Raw genomic sequence first — 22,923 nt, 5'->3', positions numbered from 1 at the left:
GTTTTTATAAAAATATAATTTAACAGTATAGTAAATACTATACCGATAACGGTTACTTTAAGAATGCTAAATAAATCCTGAAATGCAAAAATTAATCTTAACATAATTACCAAAGCATAATTTGAGAAAAGTTGGAAGGTAAAGCAGATAAAAATTTTAGAGGTTAAATCTGTGGCTTGTGCGTCAAATGCACCCCGTTGAAATAAGAGTTGTATTACAGGTTTTGCCAGAGTAATCATAATTACAGCAAGCGGTATGAATATAAATCCCATCATTTTTATGCTGGTTGCAAGAGCATCTTTCATTTCTTCAATTTTGTTTTCGGCTAATTGTTTGGAAATAAAAGGATATATTGCAGTGGCAATAGAACCTGAAAAAACTATCAGTGGCACCTGAACCAGTTTATCAGCATAACCGAGTGCAGCAATGCTTCCCGTCGGTAACCAAGATGCCATTATCCTGTTAATTGGCGCATTAAATCCAGAAATAATTGATAAAAGAATAAGAACAAAGGTTAAATTTAGTATTTTTTTTAATTCTGGATGATTCCATCTAAAATCAAAATAATGTTTATACCCTTGTTGTTTAGTAAATGGGATTAAAAAAAGTGATTGTATAATTAAACCGATAAGCAAACCCCAAGCAAATACAAAGATTCCCCATTTTTTTGCAAAAAATAAGATGAAAAGAATTGTACATATCGTAACAAACATTTGTGAAACTGCAGGCCATAAAAAATGTTCATTTGCATTGTGTATTACAGTATTTATAGTTACTAGCACAGTGAAGATGATGGTTATATTAATTATCCTGAGTATTTTTATAGAAGTGATGCTGGTTTCCGAATCCAATCCACAAAATCCAAATTGGATGATGGCACGAGAAAAAATAAAGACAAACAATGTTATCAAAATAAGCACAATGAATGTGTAGTTTATGAGAATACTTGCCAATCTGTTTGCTTCTTCTTTATTTGTTAATTTATATTTTGTAAAAATCGGAATAAAAATAAGAATAAATGGTGATGAAAATATAGGAGTTATCCAGTTGGGTATTGTCAATGCAGTATAAAAAGCATCCATTGCTTTTGTAATTCCAAAATAATTTGCTACAAGTATTTCTTTGCCCATACTCAATATATGTCCTAAAATACTTGCAGCAGTAAGTATTAAATATGCTTTAGCGATTTTTATGTTTGTAGACATTGTAATTTTCTATTTTTGTAAGATGAATTTTACTGCGTTCAACGTAGACAAAATTTTTGTCAATTTTTTTGCTGAAATTTCGTCGGGTAAATTATCAGCAATTTTTCCAAACAGACTCTGTATCTCTTTAATTTGGACTAATCTTTCTTTTTGTATTTTAGATAATGAATTCCTTTTCTCAAAACCAACAATTGCAGAACTGAAGTTATTTAAAATTTTTTGTATCCGCATTCTTGTTCTTTTATAGATGACACTTACAAAATCGGAGTTTGCCTCGTAAAAATCTTTTCTTGTTCCATTAACCCATATTTTCTGTACTGCCTCCCATCTTTCAAGTTCCCTGATATTCAGTGAAACGCTGCCTTTGCTCATTTTGAGTGTCGTGGCAATAGTATCAAGTGAAAGCGGCTTATCACTCATATATAGAAGTCCATAAATCTGTCCGATGCTTCTGTTAAGCCCCAGTGCAGCACCCAGCTCGCCAGTGATTCTGATAAACTCTTGATTGAATGTATTATTTTTCATAGCGTTTAATATGTATTAAATGTTCTAAATATATTATAAAGAATTTTTTAGGTTTTGTCAAGTACTTTTTTGTAGAGTTGAAAATATTTTTTAGCGATGTAAGGCAGTGAGAATTTTTCAATTACGGTTTGCCGTGCATGAATTCCAAGTTTCAGGTAGGAGTTTATATTTGTAGATATAGCGGAAATAGTAGAACCAGCTTTATTTATGTCTCTAAAATCTATCAAAAGACCATTATGGTTATCAGTTATCACTTCTGCATTGGCTGGTATGTTATTCGCTAAAATAATAAGTCCACTGCTCATTGCTTCAAGAAGTGCGTTAGATAATCCTTCTCCGAAAGATGGCAGAACGAACAAATTGCTTACAGCAAGGAAATCCGCTACATTTTTTTGGAATCCAAAAAAATGGATATTTTTTTGTGGGAATGCCTTTTTTAATTCGTCCAATAATAGACCTTCTCCAATAATTAGAAGCATAATTTTTTCGGGTATTTTTTTCCATACTTCAAGCAGAATTTCAAGCCCCTTCCCTTTTTCTATCCTTCCTGTATAAACACAAATCAGTTTTTCAGAAGGGAAGTTGAACAACTTTCTTAATCGTATTTTTTCATTATCGCTGACCGGCTGGAATCTGCTGGTGTCAACGCCATTAGCAATTATAGAAATCTTTTTTTCAGGGAATCCCGCAGAAACAACTTCCTGATAAACTTCTTTGCTTGGAACAACAAAAGCGTCAAAATTTTGAGATATAATTTTAAGTTTTAGTTTTCCACAAGGTTTTGCAGTGGAGGTCTCAATATCACCAGTTTTTCTGGCACCGCCAAATTTCAGTATAATTTTTTTCCCGAGCAATTTTTTTATAATAATCGCTGGAAATGCATGAGATGAAGCGAGATAAACCTGGATAATATCATATTTTTGACGATTTTTAAGAAGAAACAAAAATGATGAAAACAAGAAAAAAAGTGAAGAAATAGTCCCTTTGCCACGCGAAAAGCTTCTATAGATACTCAAACCGTCTATAACTTCAAATTTTAAAAAGCCACTAAGTCGTGTTGTGAGAACAAAAACATCATTACCGGAATTAATAAGTGCGACTGCCAATCGCTGTGCCTGAAGTTCAGTGCCGCCGACAACAGGATAAAATCTTTCCAACAGCATACAGATTTTTAGTTTCATAAAGTTAGTATTAAAATGCTGCTAATAATAGTTAGCCATAAACCAGTTAAAAAAATAATATATTTTGGCTGAAAACTCTGCGGGTTAATAGTTACATTTTTGGGAAGTGTAATTTTATTTTCATAAAGATTTTTCGTAATTCTTTTCCAATCGCTACTCATATTTTTGGTTGTTATTACATATTTTATGTTATATCGGGACAACATTTTAGCATCAGGATTTTGTCTTAATTTTTCGGTGAAAGTTTCTATTCCTTCTGTAGTTAGGGGGTCATAGCCGGATGCGTTATAAATGTGGCGCGGTATATTTATATTCGTTGGAAGTGTATTTATGAAATCGTAATATGTCTTATTTTGTGAATAAGCATCCGGCAAAACAAGGTATTTTTTGCCATTAGAGATTTTTTGTAACAAAAAGATATTTTCTGTTTTTAAACTGAGCAGTTCTAAAAAAATCGTCGGATTAAATTTCTTGAAATTGAGATATAAATCAAAAAATGTTATCAAAAAAATTATTGGGATAAACTTATTAAATTGTTCTGTTTTTACCTGTGCAATCATAGACGCTAAAATGAATACAAACAAGAACATAATTGCAGCAGGATAGCGTATTTTTGAAAATGGCAAAACATATTTATAGAGATAGTAATACACAGGTGTATATCGGCCTAATGCAAGAATTATTATTATTGCAAGTGGAAAAATAAGATTCTTGGTAGTATTTTTTTGGAAAAAATAAATAATAACAAAAATTAACGGAAACAAACTGATATAAGATGATTTCAACCAATAACTATCTCTGATATCAATTTTTTTCTTTGGTAGTAGATTTGTAAAAATTTCAGTTGGCTTTACCGAGACACTTGATGCTTCTTCAAAAGTTAAACCATCTGTCCTGTTTGAGTTTTGAACAAACTCCCAGAATGGTATTATCTGTACTGCAGTCAGAAAAAATGTCAAACATAATGCAGTTAGCAAAGTGCCAAATCGTTTCTTATTCAGGAAAAACAGCATAAAAATAAGAGTATAAAAAAACACTTGCGGATGACCTGAAAATATCTGTATTGCAAGAGTTAGTGCTAACAAAATTTTTTTATTTTTGTTAAGAAAGAACAATCCCACAGGTAACCATACAGCGCTGCCTAAAATACTTAAAAACTCTACTCTTGTTGAAAGATAGCCACCGAATGTCCATGCAATTGCTCCAACAAGTGTGAACGAATTTTTAGCATTTAACAATTTAGCAATCAACCAGAAGAGTAATGCCGCGAGAAAAAAATGTATAACAATAAAAAGTTTGTATGCAATAGAAAACTTAAAAATATAGAACAAAATAGTGAAAGGATAAAACAGAGATGTTTCAGGATTGGCCAGAAACGGCTGACCAAAAAAAGTGTAAGGATTCCATAATGGTAGAACTCCATTTTGAATGTTCTCTGCTGCAAAAAGCCGATAAGGCATAAAAAGATTAAGTATATCTCTAAAAAAAAATATCTTATTAGTAAAAATTATACCATTGAAAAAAAACAAGGTACAAACCAGAAACAGAATTACTTGTTTTCTCATTTTTGGCAATTTTTCAGTCGGCAGTTATAGTACATTTGTACTATAACCGCAAGAATTTAAGTTTCAATATAAGGAATAGATATTCAAAGATTGTCTTTATTATTTTTATTTTACTTTTTCCTTTTTTTAAGTCATACCGTAAAACGAGTCCGACTTCATCAAACGAAGCGTTGATTTTAGAAAGTTTTATCAAAATTTCAGCCATACAGGTAAAACCGGTTTCAGTAACAAAATTATCGCTGTAATATGTTCTCGCTTTCTTGATAATTTTTCCGGAATATGCACGGTAACCGCTTGTATAATCTGTGACATTTTTTACTGGAAAAAAGAGTTTTAATAATGCCGAAGCAAACCCGCTTAAAATTTTTCTAAACTTTTTTAACCCGATTTCGTTTCCACCTGCTGTGTATCTGGATGCAACTACAACATCAGCACCGTTTTGAATTTTTTTTACAAGTTCTGTGATTAAACCAACAGGATGTGTATTATCAGCATCCATAGTTATCAAAATATCGTTTTCCTGAATAACGGTAGAAACATAGTTTATACCTGTTCGCATTGCTGCACCGAGCCCTAAATTTTTTTCGTGATTTATAATTTTTAAGGTAAGTTTCTGCTGTAAACCTTTTAAGAAATTAATTAAAATATTAACAGTCTCGTCGGTAGAACCATCGTTTACGAGCACAACAGAATGTGGCAGGTTGGAAAGTTGGTATCCAATACTTTTAAATAGAATTTCTATTCCATTCGCTTCATTAAATACCGGTAAAAGTAGATATATCACAACTAACTATTATACCAATTATAAGCAACGAAATCAACAGCCCGAGAATGAACAAAGCGGGATTATACAAAAAATATATCTTATAGTTTGGCGCATTTTGTAATTTTACTGAACGAAAAACAGAACTAAAAGTATCCTTTGCCATATCAGTTTTTTTGCCATTAACAAATGCCTGCCATCCCGGATAAAAAGTATCTAATAGAATCAGCATACCTGAATTTGTTGTTTCAATTTTTATTTTATCAGGTTCGTAGATAATGAACTCAACAGTTTTATTATTATTATTATTATTATCAACTATAAAACTTCTATCTACAAAATTTTTATTTTTATACACGAATAAATGACTCCTGAACACCAGTTCCCATTTTGTTGACTCAACAGGAGAATGAGATGGGAATTGGTAATCACTCAAAAGATATTTTACATTCATTTTTGATAAAAGTTCATTTGCTTCATCTGCGTTATTTTTTTTCTGTGCTTCTGTGATTAAATTATAGTGTTCCGTTATTTCCAAAGGTTCTCCTACACCGCCTGCATCAAAGAGATGAAATGGTATTGCTGAGAGTCCTTGCAGGCGGTCCTTTAATACATACCAGCCGATATTGCCATAATCAGGCACTTTAATTCTTGCTGACCAGGTTGTCTTTGGAGTTAAAAAGAATCTAAACATTGATTTATCCGACAGCAAAAAATTTGTAACAGGTCCTTTTTCAGAATAATACTTGTATTCTATTATAGGCTGAATTCTATAGGCATAAATTAAGAGTTCTACCAAAATTAAAAAAGAGACAAAACCTGATATTTTTCTTAATTGGTGAATTCCTGTAGCAGTTAGCATAACGAATATAAAAAACGGGATAAATAATATATGTGCAGGGTATCTGATAAAATTAAAGCCGGAAACATAACTATAAACAAATTGGAAAACGCAGGTTCTTGTACCGAGTGCAAAAAGTAGTGAAAAAACGACCAGAAAAAAATACAACACCAACTTTTTAGTTTCGAGAGTAGAATTCTTTTTGAACGATAGAACTACTCCAACAAGTAGAACTATAGTTGCAACAAATCCAATCCAGAATGATTTTATCCAGAAGTATTTCTCGCCTGAGAATTTGTCTGTAATATTTTTTTCTAAAAACACAGGTGATATCAGCGCTAAAAAATCGGCTGGCTTCATAGACCAAGCAACCGCATCTGATAGTATAAGCCCGGTTTTTCTTACAGAGTTTATAATAAGTTCTATTGATGGCAGAATCTGGACTGCTGATATGAGTAAACTAAAAATGATTACATATAGAAATCTTTTATATTTTTGTTCCACAACTGTTTCAACAAAAAGCAATATGAAAATAAGAAACAGAACTGGTGGATAGCCAGCGAACAGTGAAATTGCGGCTGCCAGTCCGCAGATAAAAGTGTTGCAATTGCTTGAAAAAAAAAGCAGTATTAACGGCAACCAGACAGCTGCCCCTAAAATACTCAGAAACTCAATTTTAGTAATAAAATAACCGCCAAATGCAAAAAGTACACTGCCAGTAAATGATGCGATACTTTTTATTTTTTTTGAACGAAGATATAAAAACAAAAATAATGCAGCCAGAAATGTATGACAGATAATATAAGATTTAAGTCCCGGTATGAACCCGAAGATATAGAAAAATACTGAAAACGGATAAAAAACAGCTGACTGAAAATTTGCCAGTAATGGCATTCCGCAGTAGGAATACGGATTCCACAATGGCATTTTGCCGTTAATCAGCGATTCACATACTGCAAATTTCCATGGTTGAAAGATATAAGTCAAATCCCGTATAAAAAATATTTTCTGCTGAAAAATAATTTCAGAATACTGAAAGATTACAATAAGCAACAAAAAAATAATATAAAGTTTATCTCTCCTTGACATAATTTTGCTTTTCTAAAAACTCTATTTTATTCTTCAGCCGTTTTATTTCGCTATCGTTATGAAGTTTTTGATATATTAAAATAAGATTTTTCAGATGTGCTGGTTCTTCAGGTTCGTAATATGCTGCAAGGTTTGCATAATGTAATGCGTCTGAATATTTTTTCTCAATAAAATAGACAGATGCCAGATTTGAGTATGCAACTGCATTTACCGGCTTTATTTCTAACGAGATATTGTAATTAACAATCGCATCCTGCAATTTCCCAGTATTCATATAAAAGAAGCCGAGTGAATTATAAACATCTGCAATATCAATAGAAAGCAATGTTTTTTCATAACCTGACAGGGTAGTGGCAGTTTGGATAGATGGTGAACTTGTTCCTTGAAATAATTTGTAAATTGAGATAATATTTTGATATTCCTTTTCTGCGGTCTGAAATCTATGTTGTTTTTCGGCTGTCATTGCCAGAAAATACCGTGCAGTTAAATAATTAGGTTCGTTATGTAACGCTTTAAGCAGATAAAACTCAGCCTTATTAAATTCCTGTGTATCATAATAGATTTTGGCAAGCGACATAATAGCAAATGTGCTGTTCGGGTTCAATTCAACTGATTTTTTTAGCTGTTCAATCGCATCAGTTCTTCTATTGGTTAAATAGAACAATTCGCCAAGTTGCCGTCGATAGTCAAAATCGTTTGGTGAGTATTTTACTGTTTTTTTATAAAGTTCAACTGCTTTTTCCGGCTGGGTATTAACAAATTTATCAGCCAATTTTTTGTATTTTTCTGCATCAATTGGTTTCAAGAAAAAATTTAGCGTATTAAAAACAAATAATGCTAACAGGAGAAATATAATATATCTACGAGTATTCGTAATGTTTAGGAATTTCAGTAAACCCCGCTCCTTATAGGGGCGGGGTAAATTGTTCTCGTATTTATACGGGTCAATTTGTGTATCGTAAAGGATATCAGCGGTTGCAAAAATTAAAACAAACATTGTAGCAGGCAGATGCAGATTGAAATCAACAAATGAATGTCCGAGTATTGCTGCAAAAACAACTACTGAATTATTAGAACTTTTTAATGCACTTCTAATGATGATTATTAATATCCACACAAAAACAGCAAACGCAAAAAGCCCGCCTTCTGCTGCGATTTGCAAAAATTCGTTATGTGCGAACCGTGTAATTTTAGCATATTTTGCGAGTAGATTATTCGCAGGAAAATTGTATTTGTAAAATAGAAGTTCAAAATTACCGGGACCAGTTCCTAAAACAGGATTCTCCTTGATTATCTTTATAGCAGCATTCCATATTTCTAATCGCTTGAAAGCGTATACATCACCGCCATCCATTTTCACGATATTTGTTATTACTCCTTTAGGAAGCGAAATGAATACAATCAAAACTCCGATGGTAAAAATGAATATTCCCCATTTTTTAAACTTTAAGAAAAAAACCGTCAGAATTCCGCAGAGTAATGAAAACAATCCGCCTCTTGAATGCGTTAATGCGATTGCAATCCAGAAAGCCAGAAACAGTATAGAAAAAGCAATTTTTGTTTTTAGTTTGGTTTCGCTAAAAAATAAAAACGCCAGAATAAACGATGCGCCTGCAGAAATATATCCAGCTGCTAAATTCGGGTTTGGGAATGTTGCCTTTGGTGTTTTGCCAGAAAAAAACTGGAGTATTACAATTCCTGAAATTATGAATGAAATCAAGACAAGCCCATCATAAAAAAATTTACGAAATACCTTGTTATAAACAGTAATCAAACAATAAAAAAACATTAGATATGAAAGAACAAGAAATAACATATTAACCGAAGAATTCAAGTATAAAGTAGTTGCAGTTGAAAAAACCGTGAATATCAAAAACAACAGAATTGGGATATCTATTAAAGTTTTCTGTATTTTGTGAAAGTTTATGGTGATAAAAAAAACGATAAAAACAACCGTCTCAAACACAAAAATCGCAGTTGGGTCTTTTGAGCCGTTAAAAAAAGGTGTCAGCAGAAAAACAGCGAATAGCAAACAGTGAATAGCAAATAGTTTATTTGTTTCGGATATTTTCATAATTTTTTTTCTGCAACTTTGCTGCTTTATTAAGTTCAATTTCCGCTTCGTCTAAATATGTATAGTATTTTGTAAGTTTAAAGTATTCCTGATAAACATTAGAAAGATAGAGATATGTTTGCGGGTTGTTTCTATCATACTGTAATGCTTTATTGAAATGCAGTTGTGCGGTATTATATTTTTTTTGGTCAAGCAGGTATTTGCCCATTGCGGTTTCGCGGTTACCCAGAAAGATTTTTGTCAGTGAATAAATTGCGGCTGAAACAAAAAAAACAGCCAGCCATTTAAAAATAGTTGTTTGGTTTTGTGTAAGTGTTACTGGAACAGGTTTTTCTTTTCTTGAGCAAATACCTAAAAAAGCCCATAATAAGATTGCGTTTGCCGGTATCAACAATGAATAATCAAAAAAGCCGTGAATAAGCATTGCAGAGATTGCGACAAAAAACGAGCTATTTTCAGCAGTTTTTGTTTGCCTAAAAATTTCTACAAGAAACCAGAGGAATGCTAAAAATCCGAAGAGTCCAATTTCTGCGGCAGTTTGTAAAAAATAATTATGCGCATAAACAGAATTCAGTCCACTTAATTTATATTTCGGGTAGGCATCTGCAAGAGCATTCAGTCCAACACCTGTAAAAGGTTTTGATAAAATCATTTTTCCCGCTGTAAGCCACCATATAATTCTGTTAAACGAATCCCTGCTGTTTAGTTTTAGTATAATCAAAAAAACGGATATTCCAACAAGGAGATAGATATATTTTTTAGGTAGGCGCTTTTTAATTAGATAACAAAAAACCAAAAATCCAAAGTTTAATGAAATCCAAGATGCTGTTGAACCGGTCAACGCAAGCGCCGCTACAAAAATAATAAGCAAACAGTAACCGAACAAGTGTTCGGTGCCGAACATTTGTTCGGTTGGGCTCTGGGGTCTATAGATAAAGGAACTAAAAGTCAGACATATAAGTCCTACAAGATAGCCGGCAAAGATATTAGGGTTATTCATAAAAGACGCGATATTTCCGCCTATAAAAATTTTCTGATAAAATCCGTAAAACGCCAGAATCAATCCGCTTATCAGAGCCGGCGGTATGATATATTTTTTATCTGTATATTTTACAAGATAAAAAATTGCGATATAATTCAAGATATTAAAAAATTCGTTTCTGGATTCGTAGAAATTGAACGAAGTAAAAATGGATATAAAACAAAAAAGTGTGAATATGAATAAAGGTAGAAAGGTAGAAAGGTAGAAAGGTAGAAAGGTTTCTTTTTTAAAAATCAAAATTAAAATTGCAAGGAGTGTTATCAGATGTATTATTGTTTGTGCCCACAAATCCCATGAAGCACGCATTAACGGCGAGATTATCAGGGTTGTTGCAATAAAAAAATTTATTACCACTGTTTGCTTTTGGTTGATTTTTTAGCAGTTGAGAATTTATAGATAAGGTAGGCAACTACTATTACGATACCCGGTGTTTGCAAGATTTTTAGTTTTGGTATCATTACACCTAAAAGCAATGGTATAATTCCTACGAATGGGAAAACATAATCAATAAAAATTTTAGCACAGCCGCTTTTTTCGCTACCAATCTGTACCTGTGGTGGAATACTCACCATTGATATTGTTGCCAGTTTCCGAACCGCTTCCACCAGCACAAGATTTGTTGGCTCTTTTGCCAGTTTTTCTTTGTACTGTTTAACGAGCAAATCAATTCTGTTCTGTTTAACACCGAGCGAAATTATTGAATTATGTATTTCCGGATTATTCGGTTCTTTCAAGAGTGCTTTCTCGTAAACATTTTGTGCGAGCAGATAAAACGCCTGTTCTTTATCAGTATCGCCTTTTGTTTCATAGACCTGTCCAAGTTTCAGCAGTGAGGTAGGATTCGTTGGTTCTATTTTTAATGCTTTCTGATATTCTGAAATTGCTAATGTGATATTACCTGCTATTTTGTAAGCATCGCCTTGTTTGATATAAACAAGTACATCTTCGTTATTCATAAAATAATCAGCCACAGATGAACACAGAATAACACTGAATAGATTCCCGACAGAGGCATTCGGGAATGACATTTTTCTGTGATTTTCTGTGAAATTCTGTGGCTTTAATCAAAAATTAAATTATTAAAATTGGAGTCCGACGGAAATCCTGTGTGTGGCTTCCCACTCGCCATATGACACATATGCATAATCAATACAGAAAGTTATTGCACCTTTTTTTGATGCTGATGAACCGAAAAAGCTCTCGCCACCGCCCAGCCCACCTTCACCGCCGAGTTGGTTTTTTATCCCAACGCCTGCGGTTAAGCCGCCGCCGATATCTTTCATTGTTTCATAGCCGATACGGACTGACATTAGCGGGCTGAATGCGTACTCACCGCCAAGATGCAGTTTCATATCTGCATCGTTTGGTTTTTCTAAATCACTGCCGATAGTAAGTTTCTGAACTGGCGTAAATCCGATACCGCCGCGGATAATCAGTGGCAGTTTATTTTTTGTATCGCCTATTTTTGCTTTCGGACCGAGATTCAGCACTGATAATCCCAGTGATAGTTTATCTTTGACAATTGTAAACAGCCCGCCGACATCCGCTGCTAGTCCTGAGCCTTTTGCCGCATCGTAGTCCTGCTGGATAAACTTCACTCCGCCGCCAATAGCGAGCATATCTAATTTTTTGGCATAATAAACCGCGCCGGCTAAATTAGAGATTTTTGCATCACCAAGCGAAACTCCATCATCATTCGTTTTCTCTATTTTATCTACAGTAAGATATGTGATACCAAGCCCGAAGGTGCCAAATTTATATGTAGGCAATGCAAACGACAGGTATGAACTCATCATATCCTGATACATTGCGGAATATGTAACTGAGACCTCTTTTTTAGTAAGAGAACCGAGCCCTGCGGGATTATAGTATATGCCGTCTGCGTTATTTGCGATTCCAGTGAATGCGCCGCCCATCCCGATAGGTTTTGCACCCTGTTCTAATTTCAGGAATGTAGCGGTAGCAGTGCCTTCGTTAGATGCAAAAAGACAAGAAGCAAGAAACAAGAAGCAAGAAGCAAGAATAATTTCTACAGTTTTCATTTTAGCCTTTAAGCGGGTTTTAATGTTCTGAGGATTTCCCTTGTTTTTTCACCATCACTCACTATTAAAAGTGAAATTTTTTCTATCAACTCTCTTGTTGATTCTCTTGTTAATTTACCTTCTTCTTTAATCAGATTTTGGGTTTCTTTACGCATTTCTTGAATCAAACTTTGAGTTTCTTGAATCAAACTTTGTGTTTCTTTATGGTTTTGTTGAATAAGTTCTTCTGTCCTTTGTGTAATTTCTTTAATAACTCTGTTATTGCTTTTGTTATTAAGATACCACACGAAACCCATTATCACGCCAAAAATACTCAACCCGATTTCCATTTAATTTGCTCCGTCCCTATTTTATTTTTTCACCGGTTAATGTCTCAATAACCAATTTTGCTTTTTCAAAACCTCCTTTTATTGCATTTACATCACCTGTACCGCGATAATATCCTGTGATATGTAATATTTCATATACAGTTTGGAATGCGCTTTTGATTTTGCCATTATGCACAAGGTTCTTATTCAACAATTCCCAGTATTGTGTAATAGAAGTTGGAATCCTGTCAGCCGGGATTCCGCGTTTTATCAAATAACCATTAATAGCAAACAGAACAGATAAATAACATGTAGATGCGGATTCTCTAACATGCTTTAAATCCTGATACCTATTATATTCAACTTTTGTCTGTTTTAACAAATTTTTTGCATTTTTATAGTATCTGACTGCTTCTTTAAAGTATTCTTCTTGGGTTATTAATTTTTTATTTTTCATTTTCATTTTTACCTTAATTTTAACCTGCCTTTCTTTATTGTATCACTATCAATTTTTTGGTTACTGAGTATGTGCTTGTTCCATCTTTTGCTGTTATTTTATAGATATACACGCCGCTACCTACTTTAGCGCCTACATTTTTTGAACCATTTACCAAATTCCAAGTTCTTGTTTTTGAACCCGCGGAGGTATCTTCCCATTCATCCGTATAAACTAACTCACCAAGTATATTGTATATCTCAAGTGAAAGTGTTGAAGCAGCGGTTATGTTATATGCGATTGTTGCCAAGTTAACTCTTTTTGCAGGATTTGGATATGCCTTGACCGAATTTTCAAACGAAGTAACAGTCCCCGCGGCTGTTATACTAACTGAGAAACTGCGGGTATAGTTTTTCGAATTACCAGTTGTATCAATTGCTGTTATACTGATTGTATATGTACCATTTGTATTTACAGTTTGGGTTGGTGTAAATGTTAATGTATCCGTACCATCGTTAGTAGTAGTGCCTGAGACAGATGTTGTAGTAGCACCTGTAAGTGTTAAACTGATTGTGCAAGCACTGATATTCACACCGGAGCCACCGGTTTCATCTGCAATATCAACTGCTACAGAGGTAATTGGCTGATCTATTGTCTGACCTGCTGAAATTTCGCTACTATTGACATACCATTTACTGATAGTTGGTGCTGTAGAATCCTGTGCTGTTTCTGCCGCTGTTTTATCAATAGTAATAGTTGTTTCAATAGGTCCGTCATTACCCTGTGCATTAAGCGCATTATTCCCGTAGCCATCCCGTCCAGCAAATGAAACAGCATAGATACCATTTGCTAAAGTGCCGCCATTTTGGTCTAAGCCATTCCATGTTTCTGTATATGTTCCATATTTCCGATAAAAAACAAGCACCTTTTTCAATTTTGACGCATCAACTGCAGTTTTTGCGTCATTAAGTGGCAGTGGAAACCCTGTATAATAATGATAGGTATTACTACCAAGAAATGTTAAGTCACCTTCAGATGTAGCGCGAGTAAACGCAGTTCCTGAAGAACATATTAAAATATACACATTAGCATCGCCATTGATAGTATAGCCGATTGAAGCGGTACCACCTGAACCCGAAATACCCTGTGTTGTTATTTTTGTAATTCGCAGGATATCAACCGGTATACAGCCAAACCACTGTCCTACGAACCGTGGAGTGCCTGTATAAGGGTTATGCGTGTATGCTTTGAATAAGACATAATAAACGCCGTTAGGAACGACATTTCCTGACGAATCCCTGCAATCCCAAACTTCTTCATTTGTATAGCTGTTATCTGCCATTTGGAAACTTCTTGCTGCGCTTGTTAAGTTTGTATAATCAACTATTGTTTTTATTAGGGCTTGAGGGCTAGTATTAGAGCGTTCACCATCATAAACAGTGTCTACATCTGACGAACTATATGTAAATGTTCCGTTTGGAGAATATATTTCCATATTTATATAGGCATCCCATTTAAGTTTATATGTAAAAGTCCATTTCTGCCCGAAGCCATCCTGTGAGCCGGCTGCATCTGCCCGTTTCATATTATGGATAAAATCAAGTTCATCGGCAGTAAAATAATACTCTGTAGTAATACGAATATTGGACTGATCTTTAGCGAGATTTCGTGGCCATTCAGCAGTTCCAGTATCTAATGCAACCACGAGGTACCTATAATCCGCACCAAAATTGGTATCACACATTGGTGAAACTTGGTCTGTAAAAGTTGTTTCATCTGTATAACCCAGGTAAATGGAACCATTTTTAGTAGAGGGATTAACATAATAACCGGGATAAATGTTGTCGGCACCGTTAATAGTGTACTTCTGATATTCAGGAGTTGCCTGACCGAACTGACGGAATACATGGTAATATACTACCGAAGTTGAAAAAAGCGGATCTGCATCAGACCAACTTATTGTATTCGTATAAGACTCAGGCGACCATGAGACATTCCCTTGCTCAATACTTACAGCAAATGTTTTGTTTAGAGTGATGAAACACAACAAAAATAAAACAGCAACAATTCCTATTTTTCGCATATTATTTTTATTTTACTTCTATTGTTTTTAATCTTACTTCATGATTCTTTAACCATTCCCGTTGTTCACGGAGTAATGTATAATGTAGTTGTAATCGTTTTTCAATATACATATTCATTTTATGCTGTTCAATGTTTGCTTTTTCCATATCAGCATGGAACTGAACATTCATTTTTCGCTGTTCCCGCACAAACTTTACTAACTCTTTTAGAATCTTATTAGTATTATCCATTTCTGACCCCATTTGGTTATTTAAAGATATAATGCTTTATCTTTTGAAGAATAAAAACAAAACAGTGGTAATGGAAGCGAACTGTCCAATCCAGTGCATCAGCGCCTTCATCTGAAAGTTTTTCACGTAAAATTCGTGGTATAGCAATTACAGCCATATTGAGGTTTATCCCTGCTTAATTCATAAAAGTTTTACCAAAGTGGCTACTATTGCGGCTTGGGCTACGAGCATACCTGCAACCCATTTGATTATTTCGGTTTTAAGTTCTGCCAATCTTTGGTCAAGATATACCTTTGTAATAAGTTGGTCTTCTATGGTTTCTTTAAAAGTTTCGGCTATTTCTTTAGCAGCTTTTTCAGTAAGGTCGGCTTTTTTTAACCGTTCAAAAATCTTTAATGTATCAACTGCCGTATTCATCATATTGGACTTTCAGTATAACGAGGTTAAAACATCAGCACTATATCAAGATAGGCGAGGAAACCTCGCAACTACTTTCCTCCGTCCCCATTCTTATCTTAGAAAACCAAATAAAACGATAAGGAAACCAATGATACTAAAACCAACAGCTAAACGGGTAAAAAGACTGGTAATTTGCCTGTCTACCTGTTCAAATCTGCTATCCACTTTTTCAAACATATTTATTCTTTTAACCACTGAAACACTGAATAGATTCCCGACAGAGGCATTCGGGAATGACATTATTCCGTGATTCTGTGCTTCAGTGGTAAATACTTTGGTTTATTCATTATACAAAATAAATAAATTTTGTCAAGCAAAAAATAGATAGTTACAATTTTTTTTCTTAATGGTAATACAGCCGCAAATGGTCTTGTAAAACAGTCAATGGCAGCTGACCTGTCCCATATGGTTTGTTGATGTAAGAGTAAACAATCAAAGAACCAAACAGCGGTGAAATTAAACGGGATATATTACCAGTTTTACCTAACGAAATAGTGATTAGATTTTGGGCTTTATATTTTCGGGTAAACTCCATCAAGTTAACAACATCGTCTGGCTTATTTGCTTGTGTTGCGATTTTAACTATATCAGCGCCTAGCTTTTTAGCTTTTTTTACGATACCTGTTAATACTTTTTTTACAGGTGTCTTCTTAAAATTATGAAACGAGACAATAACCGTTTTCTTGTTTTTTTTAGCAAGTTTTACAACCGCTGAGATGATATCCGATTTTAATTCTATGTCCACAACATCAACCAATCTGATAGCTCTCTTGAAAATCTCAAGTTTTACTGTGTCAGTGATTTTTTTTTCGCCACCTTCTTCTTTACTCCGAACAGTTAAAATCAGTGGCAGTCCTGTTTGTTTTCTGATTTTTACAATATCTGTTATATACTCAAGATTTAACTTCTTAAACTGGTCTACTCTGATTTCTAAAATGTCAATTCCGGATAGTTTTTTTATTGTATTATTAGCTTCTTTATCGGAAATAACTACTGCTATTTTAGGTTTCAGTTTAGCATGTTTTAATAGAAATTTATTCACAAGAAAATTTTTTAACCACGAATTAACACGAATAAACACTAAAAAAGGTAATTAAAAATTAAAAGATTGAGCAAAAATTGAATTAGTACATTTGTACTAATTGAAAAGCATAGGAATTTCCTTTTTTGGACGCAGATGTACGCAGATTTTTAAAATATAAATTTTAAATCTGTTTTTTCTGCGAAAATCTGCGTCCTATTAACTTGTTGTTGTAGTCCAGATATTTTCTTAATTTTAACCTTTAACCTTTAACCTGTAACCTTATTTTATTCTTTCATTATGTAAGGTGTTACAAATACAAGAAGTTCCGTTTTGGTTTTTTCATTATGCTGATTCTTGAAGAAACTGCCAAGCACCGGCAAGTCGCCTAACAGCGGCACCTGTGAAATACTGTTTCGTTCCTGGTCTGTTATCATACCGCCAATCACTATTGTTTCGCCATCTTTTACCAGCACTGTAGTTTCTGCATTCCGGGTTGATATTCGCGGTGGTGTGCCTCCACCAGCGTAAGAAACCTCTGGTTTCACGTTCATTGTGATTCTGCCGTCTGCATTTATTGTTGGTGTTACTGTTAATTGGATTCCTGTTGTTATGTAAGTGGTAGATTGCGTAGCACCAGCGGTTGTTACGGTAGTTTGCGGGATAGGTATCTGGTCGCCAACGACAATTTTTGCTTCCATATTATTCAATGTTGCGACGCGTGGTTGAGACAGGACTTTGGCATTACCTTTGGCTTGCGCAGCAGCCAGCCGTGCAGTTAATAACATATCGCTTTTGAAATAACCGAATGTAAATGAACCCACAGTGCTCGCTGAAGGTGCTGCAACACCTACACCTGAAGGTTCTCGTTTGTCTTCCTCAGTCGCGCCATAATCAACAGAATCACTATCAGAGGTACCGATTCCTGAAGTATCGCCACCTGCGATATCGCCTTTTGCAAGGTTCCATTCAATACCTAAATCTTTTGAAGTTTCAAACTGTATTTCTACAATTTTGGCTTCTATCAAGACCTGCTCGGGCTTCACATCTAACTTCTTTATCAGTGTTTGTGCTCTCAAAAGCCCTTCCGGTGTAGATGTAACTATTACGCTGTTGGTTCTATCGTCGGTTTGGACGGTAATTTTCTGGTTTTCAGCAGTCATAATAGCTGTTAGTTTGGCGCTCATATCCGATGCTTTAGCATAACTCAGTTGATAAATCTGTGTTACCTGGACTGCATCTGCGCGTTCTTTAGCAAGTGTTGCAGGTGTCATTATTCTAAGGATATTTGTGCCAACCTGTTGCAAAACAAATCCTTTCATTTGAAGGATAAGCGACATCGCTTCGTCAAATGGCACATTCTCAAGATGGAGTGAGACAGTGCCGGTGACATCATCGCTGTAGATGATATTCATCCCGGTTTTTACTGCGAGCACCTGAAGTACATCCTTTATATCCGCATCTGTGAAATCAAGTGTGACCAGGTCTTTTGGTAATTCACCGGATTTGAGAGTGGGTTGGGTTGGTTGAGTCTGTTGGGTCGGTTTTTTTGCTTCTGGCTTTTTTGCTTTCTGTTTTTTACTGATTGTTGGTGTAATTGGCACAGTTCCTTTTTCCTTTATTTCTTTCACAAGTTCCAGATGTTCTTTATCAGGTATATTGGGTTTGATTTCTACTTTTTCCACCCTTTTCGGTTCTGTTACTTTAGCGATACTTATTGGTGCAGTGCTGGGTTTTACTATCTCCTCTGGCTTGGCAGCAGGTGTAGGTGCAGGAGTGGGTGTAGGTGCTGGTGCCGCGACTGCTGGCTTTACAGTTTCGGTAGATTTTGCAATTGTAGTAGTAGATTTCTTTTTTGGTTTAGGTTTGCTAACGACGGTAATTGTAGATTTAGCGACTGCTGGCTTTACAGTTTCGGTAGATTTTGCAATTGTAGTAATAGATTTCTTTTTTGGTTTAGGTTTGCTAACGACGGTAATTGTAGATTTAGCGACTTCTGGCTTTACAGTTTCTGTAGATTTTGCAATTGTAGGGGGTGGTGTAGCAGTTTTCTTTTTAGGCGCTGGTTTAGGTTTAGGTTTAGGTTTGCTAACTACAGCACTCGTAGATTTAGCGACTTCTGGTTTTACAGTTTCAGTAGATTTTCGAACTGATGAATCTGTAATAACTTTTTCTTTAAGTGTGATAGATATTTCGTTATTTGTTGATTTTGATGAAAACCGCACCGGCTTTTTTAAGTCAACAACAATCCGTGCTATTTTTCGAGGTTTATCCTGATACTGTCCGCTACGGATTCCTTTTATGAAACTTGTCTCAGCGGTTATTTTGCTGGTTATTGCGTATTCGCAGTTGCTTAATTCTATAACCAGTCGGCTTGGTTCAGACATACTGAATATATTGAACTTTGTTTTTGAAGAAACCGATACAGTCAGTGTATCTTGGTTTTCTGCAGATTTTACAGTGATGTCTTTTAGTTGAGACGCATATGAAGAAGCAAGAAGCAAGAAACAAGAAGTAAGAAGTAAAATCAATTGCCACCAATTTTGAATTTTGAATTTTGAATTTTTCATTTTTTCTTTTCCTCCCCACCTTTTCTTAGTTTTAATTCCAGTTTAGTATTATCACTAAAAAGCGTAACCATATTTTTGCCAATAACACCTGCTACTTTTGGTATAATTTTATTTTTTCTATCGTATAATTTCCCGTTTTTCAAGATATATGACCCGCCGGATGTATCTGCGATTAACGCGATACCGCCTATTTTTGGGTCTCTAAAGATTCCTTTGAGTTGTAATGTAGCGAGTTGTTCATCTGATAATACTGTGCCACCTTCACCTGCGATAATTGATGATGAATAACTACCACCCGCAGGAATCAACGGGTCGCGATATTTTCCGCCAGTATAAGTATATTTTGGTAAAGGTGGTGGTGGAACATATTGTGGAATCTTTGGTTTCGGTCTTGGTGTAATCTGCTGAGATGTCTGTGTCAGTTGTGTTGACTTCTTCCCGCAACCAATAAAAGAAGCAGAGAATAGAGAGAAGAGAATAGAAATTAGGAAAATAGAAATTAGGGAATTAGGGTTGGTTTTTTCCCTAATCTCCAAATCTCTTAATCTCTTAATCTCTGAATTCTTAATTTCTGTTTTCATTATTTTGCCATATATGTAGCCAGTTTCAGTGATGCTGAGATTGTATCCGGCGATTCTTTAGTTGGTGGCTTAGGTGTCAGAATAATATCAAATGCATTAAATACACGCTCATACTGGCCTACTTCAGCCAGGAAATTAGCCAGATTATGATATGAGCCTGTTAACTGCATAGAAATAGGTATTTCTGAATAATATGCTTTTGGATTTTCTTTTGACGGTGTAAAATTCTGGATATTCAGTTTATGTTTTTCCAAACTTCTGGTTAGGTTTCTGATAAGGTTAGGCAATTCTTTTGATTTTGGCAATTTTTTCTCCATTTCTCGCGCTTCAATTTCTATTATTTTGAACTCAGCTTCCAGCACTTCAAGTTCCTGTGCAGCACGGCGGGTTTCATCAAGTTTTGCCTGTTTCTGTTCTAAATCCTGTTCTAGCCGTGTAATCTCGCCTGTGATAGGTTTATACAGGTATTTCCAGTACGCCCATAAACCTACAAGGATTACGACTCCGATTGCGCCTTTTTCCTGATTTGTTAGTTTTCTCATATTTTTCAGTGTTTTCAGTGACTTCAGTGTGAACCTGCTACACCAAAACCTTTCTTTAATAGTTCTATAACTTCTTCATGGCGCTGTTCTGCTCTTGTATCCATTTTCTCAAATAGCTCTTTAAGCATTTCTCGTGTTAATTTAGATTCTTCTACTATAAGTTTTTCTGTTCGTTCTGCAACTTCTTTAATAAGTTTTTCTGTTCGTTCTGTTGTCTCTTTAATTATCTCTTTTATTACCCTGTTGTTATTCTTGTTATTAATGTACCATACCCAACTTAACAAAACCCCAACAATCGCCAACCCGATACCTGTTTCCATATAAACCAACCTCCACTTTTTTTAATTTTTAATTTTTAATTGCCGTTATTTCCATATCTGGTTCACATAATCTACTTTTATTGAGAACTGTTTTATTGGGACACCTTTATCACCAACTGCGGATACTATTCCGCTGATTTCTGGATTCTGGAAAATTGTTGAATCTTCCAGTGTTTGTAACAAATCTGCGATAATATAATTATCATATGCGGTTGCATTGAATGACAGTTCTGTTTTTGTATCGGCTGATTTTGTAGCCAGGTTCAGCAGCCATAAACCTGTTGGTAGTATTTTTGCCATATTTTCCATCAGGATTGGGTAGACAAGTCGTGTTTTTACGAGTTGTTCAAGTGCGCTTTTTTTGGCATTCACAGTATCACGCTGTGATTTCAGCCGCGCTATCTGGTCAATTACTGTCTGGAGTTGTGCGAGTTCTCTGTCAACTGTAATAATTTCTTTCTGGATTTTTGACCGTCGGGCTACTTTTGAGGTATATGTAAAACCCAACACAACCAGTACAGCAACGCCGGCACCGATAGCCATAATTTTAATTTCCGGATGTTCTACTTTTGGAATCTGCTCTTTCGGGATAAGGTTTATTTTAGTCATATAATAACTACAAGTTAAAAGTGAAAGGTCAAAGGTTAAAATTGTTGGTTTTTATTTTAATTTTTCCCTTTAACCTTTAATTTTAACCTGCCTTTATTTCACATCATCTCGGGTTCGTGTAGCAAGCCCGACTGCTACGGCGTACTGCGAAAAATTCTGTATATTACTAGCCGAAAGTACCGGCTCTGTGGCTATTTTTGAGAACGGGTTAAATATCTCAACAGGCAGTTTTGCCTGTGATTCTATATACTTATCAAGTCCTTTCAGCAACGCACCTGCGCCACAGAGATATATTTTGTTGATTATCTTTTCAGTTATAGATTGTGTCTGATAAAAATCTATAGACCGCTGGCATTCTGCCATCAATTCTCTTGCAGGCGACAGCAGGATGGTTGAAAGTTGTAATACCTCGTCATTCCCGTTTGAGAGCGCTTTTTCTTTTTCGTCAGGTGTCACAAGGATACCGAATTTCAATTTTTTGTCTTCGGATTGTTTCCAATCAATCTGCAGGTTTCGCTGGATTGCTTTAGAAAACGATGATGATGCGATAAAAATATCGCGGATTACCCTAGAGGTCCCGTTTTCAATAATACTGATATTAGTAGTTGAGGTGCCGCAGTTTATTACAAGATATGTACTTTGGAGTTCCTCGTCGGTTGCATTGACTGCGAGTGCGTTTTCAATTGCAAACGAATCTACATCAACCACAATCGGTCTTAAACCCGCTTCTTGAAGGATATCTATTTTATTCTGGATAATTTCCTTTTTTGCCGCAACAAGAATCGTTTCCATTTTGGTAGCGCCTTCTTCTACGATATCGCCAAGTATCTGGAAACTGATATTTACATCATTTATCGGGAACGGGATAAACGGCTCGGCTTCAAACTGGATAGTTTTAGAAAGCTGCTCGGAAGTAAGTTTCGGGAATTTGACATATCGCACTATTACGGAATTGCCTGATACCGAGGTTGCGGCATCTTTTGCAGTAATTTTCTGCTCCGCGATAATTTGTTTGATAGCATTAACTGTGAGTTGTTTTTTTTCAAGTGGTGTGGTTTCTGCTTGTTCAGGATTGGTTGTGAGCGCGGATGCATATTTATCTAGCGTCCATTTCCCGTTAGCAAATTTCAGCTGAACCAGTTTGACAGAATAATTACCGATATCAACACCGACGACTTCTCGCGGTTTAGCAAACGGCAATTTTATTTTTTTCAATTTTTCTGCAATTTGTATAATTTGTGGTGGTAAATTCATAATAACATAATTATAAAGAATTTTTAGCATTTTGTCAAGTGTTTTTTTTGTAGAACGCGGAACAGACGCAGAACGATACGCAGAACAGACGCGAAATATCATCGGTAAAAAAAAAGTAGTCGGCATTTAAATGCCGACTACTAAGTTTTTGCCTTTAACTTTTAATTTTAACCTTTAACCT

23 protein-coding genes are annotated in these 22,923 nt (G+C 35.1%); 1 reads left to right on the top strand and 22 read right to left on the bottom strand.

Annotated features, from left to right (window positions below; genetic code table 11):
* From murJ to AB1349_04095, 15 genes are all read right to left on the bottom strand, one after another.
* A partial coding sequence (murJ, locus tag AB1349_04165) for a murein biosynthesis integral membrane protein MurJ (protein MEW6556534.1) occupies nucleotides 1-1,205 on the bottom strand: 1,205 nt, incomplete at its 3' end.
* A 9-nt stretch (nucleotides 1,206-1,214) separates the two neighbouring features.
* A complete protein-coding gene (locus tag AB1349_04160) occupies nucleotides 1,215-1,730 on the bottom strand; it encodes a hypothetical protein (protein ID MEW6556533.1) in 516 nt (171 codons plus the stop codon).
* Nucleotides 1,731-1,777: 47 nt separating this feature from the next.
* Nucleotides 1,778-2,911: a glycosyltransferase family 4 protein gene (locus AB1349_04155; protein MEW6556532.1), complete on the bottom strand. Its 1,134-nt coding sequence runs from the start codon at nucleotides 2,909-2,911 to the stop codon at nucleotides 1,778-1,780.
* Nucleotides 2,908-4,476 carry a hypothetical protein gene (locus AB1349_04150; protein MEW6556531.1) on the bottom strand — a complete coding sequence of 523 codons (1,569 nt, stop codon included), beginning with the start codon at nucleotides 4,474-4,476 and terminating at the stop codon, nucleotides 2,908-2,910. Before AB1349_04150 ends, AB1349_04155 begins: the two co-directional genes overlap by 4 nt.
* 40 nt (nucleotides 4,477-4,516) lie before the next feature.
* Nucleotides 4,517-5,260: a glycosyltransferase family 2 protein gene (locus AB1349_04145; GenBank protein ID MEW6556530.1), complete on the bottom strand. Its 744-nt coding sequence runs from the start codon at nucleotides 5,258-5,260 to the stop codon at nucleotides 4,517-4,519.
* A complete protein-coding gene (locus AB1349_04140) occupies nucleotides 5,232-7,169 on the bottom strand; it encodes a hypothetical protein (GenBank protein ID MEW6556529.1) in 1,938 nt (645 codons plus the stop codon). The genes AB1349_04145 and AB1349_04140 overlap by 29 nt, the downstream gene beginning before the upstream one ends.
* Entirely contained in the window at nucleotides 7,153-9,243 is a 2,091-nt protein-coding gene (locus AB1349_04135) for an O-antigen ligase family protein (GenBank protein ID MEW6556528.1), read from the bottom strand. The genes AB1349_04140 and AB1349_04135 overlap by 17 nt, the downstream gene beginning before the upstream one ends.
* Nucleotides 9,221-10,639: an O-antigen ligase family protein gene (locus tag AB1349_04130; protein MEW6556527.1), complete on the bottom strand. Its 1,419-nt coding sequence runs from the start codon at nucleotides 10,637-10,639 to the stop codon at nucleotides 9,221-9,223. Before AB1349_04130 ends, AB1349_04135 begins: the two co-directional genes overlap by 23 nt.
* The gene (locus AB1349_04125; GenBank protein MEW6556526.1) at nucleotides 10,633-11,241 is read right to left on the bottom strand and encodes a tetratricopeptide repeat protein; all 609 of its coding nucleotides are present in this window, start codon (nucleotides 11,239-11,241) and stop codon (nucleotides 10,633-10,635) included. Before AB1349_04125 ends, AB1349_04130 begins: the two co-directional genes overlap by 7 nt.
* Nucleotides 11,242-11,364: 123 nt before the next feature.
* The gene (locus tag AB1349_04120) at nucleotides 11,365-12,327 is read right to left on the bottom strand and encodes a PorV/PorQ family protein (protein ID MEW6556525.1); all 963 of its coding nucleotides are present in this window, start codon (nucleotides 12,325-12,327) and stop codon (nucleotides 11,365-11,367) included.
* Nucleotides 12,328-12,335: 8 nt separating this feature from the next.
* Nucleotides 12,336-12,656 carry a hypothetical protein gene (locus AB1349_04115; GenBank protein MEW6556524.1) on the bottom strand — a complete coding sequence of 107 codons (321 nt, stop codon included), beginning with the start codon at nucleotides 12,654-12,656 and terminating at the stop codon, nucleotides 12,336-12,338.
* 16 nt (nucleotides 12,657-12,672) lie between these two features.
* A complete protein-coding gene (locus AB1349_04110; protein MEW6556523.1) occupies nucleotides 12,673-13,092 on the bottom strand; it encodes a DUF5618 family protein in 420 nt (139 codons plus the stop codon).
* 34 nt (nucleotides 13,093-13,126) lie between these two features.
* The gene (locus AB1349_04105) at nucleotides 13,127-15,154 is read right to left on the bottom strand and encodes a T9SS type A sorting domain-containing protein (protein ID MEW6556522.1); all 2,028 of its coding nucleotides are present in this window, start codon (nucleotides 15,152-15,154) and stop codon (nucleotides 13,127-13,129) included.
* A gap of 7 nt (nucleotides 15,155-15,161) precedes the next feature.
* Complete coding sequence (locus AB1349_04100) at nucleotides 15,162-15,386, bottom strand: hypothetical protein (protein ID MEW6556521.1); 225 nt, start codon at nucleotides 15,384-15,386, stop codon at nucleotides 15,162-15,164.
* Nucleotides 15,387-15,566: 180 nt separating this feature from the next.
* Nucleotides 15,567-15,806: a DUF1640 domain-containing protein gene (locus AB1349_04095; protein MEW6556520.1), complete on the bottom strand. Its 240-nt coding sequence runs from the start codon at nucleotides 15,804-15,806 to the stop codon at nucleotides 15,567-15,569.
* Between the two features lies 1 nt (nucleotide 15,807).
* Here AB1349_04095 and AB1349_04090 point away from each other — a divergent pair, with 1 nt between their 5' ends.
* Complete coding sequence (locus tag AB1349_04090; GenBank protein ID MEW6556519.1) at nucleotides 15,808-16,095, top strand: hypothetical protein; 288 nt, start codon at nucleotides 15,808-15,810, stop codon at nucleotides 16,093-16,095.
* A gap of 93 nt (nucleotides 16,096-16,188) precedes the next feature.
* On the opposite strand, the gene aroD is transcribed toward AB1349_04090, so the two are convergent.
* From aroD to pilM, 7 genes are all read right to left on the bottom strand, one after another.
* The gene (gene aroD / locus AB1349_04085; GenBank protein ID MEW6556518.1) at nucleotides 16,189-16,887 is read right to left on the bottom strand and encodes a type I 3-dehydroquinate dehydratase; all 699 of its coding nucleotides are present in this window, start codon (nucleotides 16,885-16,887) and stop codon (nucleotides 16,189-16,191) included.
* A 266-nt stretch (nucleotides 16,888-17,153) separates the two neighbouring features.
* Nucleotides 17,154-19,436 carry a type IV pilus secretin PilQ gene (gene pilQ, locus AB1349_04080; GenBank protein MEW6556517.1) on the bottom strand — a complete coding sequence of 761 codons (2,283 nt, stop codon included), beginning with the start codon at nucleotides 19,434-19,436 and terminating at the stop codon, nucleotides 17,154-17,156.
* Entirely contained in the window at nucleotides 19,433-20,017 is a 585-nt protein-coding gene (locus tag AB1349_04075; protein MEW6556516.1) for a hypothetical protein, read from the bottom strand. Before AB1349_04075 ends, pilQ begins: the two co-directional genes overlap by 4 nt.
* Nucleotides 20,017-20,559 (bottom strand): type 4a pilus biogenesis protein PilO, encoded by a 543-nt coding sequence (pilO, locus tag AB1349_04070; GenBank protein ID MEW6556515.1) that lies wholly within the window; start codon nucleotides 20,557-20,559, stop codon nucleotides 20,017-20,019. The genes AB1349_04075 and pilO overlap by 1 nt, the downstream gene beginning before the upstream one ends.
* A 23-nt stretch (nucleotides 20,560-20,582) precedes the next feature.
* A complete protein-coding gene (locus AB1349_04065) occupies nucleotides 20,583-20,879 on the bottom strand; it encodes a hypothetical protein (GenBank protein MEW6556514.1) in 297 nt (98 codons plus the stop codon).
* A 45-nt stretch (nucleotides 20,880-20,924) separates the two neighbouring features.
* Nucleotides 20,925-21,488, bottom strand: coding sequence for a PilN domain-containing protein (locus AB1349_04060; protein ID MEW6556513.1), 564 nt, complete (start codon nucleotides 21,486-21,488; stop codon nucleotides 20,925-20,927).
* 93 nt (nucleotides 21,489-21,581) lie between these two features.
* Nucleotides 21,582-22,868: a type IV pilus assembly protein PilM gene (gene pilM, locus AB1349_04055; GenBank protein ID MEW6556512.1), complete on the bottom strand. Its 1,287-nt coding sequence runs from the start codon at nucleotides 22,866-22,868 to the stop codon at nucleotides 21,582-21,584.
* Between the last annotated feature and the right edge of the window lie 55 nt (nucleotides 22,869-22,923).

It is taken from the genome of Elusimicrobiota bacterium (genome assembly GCA_040757695.1).
Lineage (GTDB): Bacteria > Elusimicrobiota > UBA8919 > UBA8919 > UBA8919 > JBFLWK01.
Note: the sequence above shows the minus strand (reverse complement) of the source record. Positions and strands in the feature narration are given on the sequence as shown.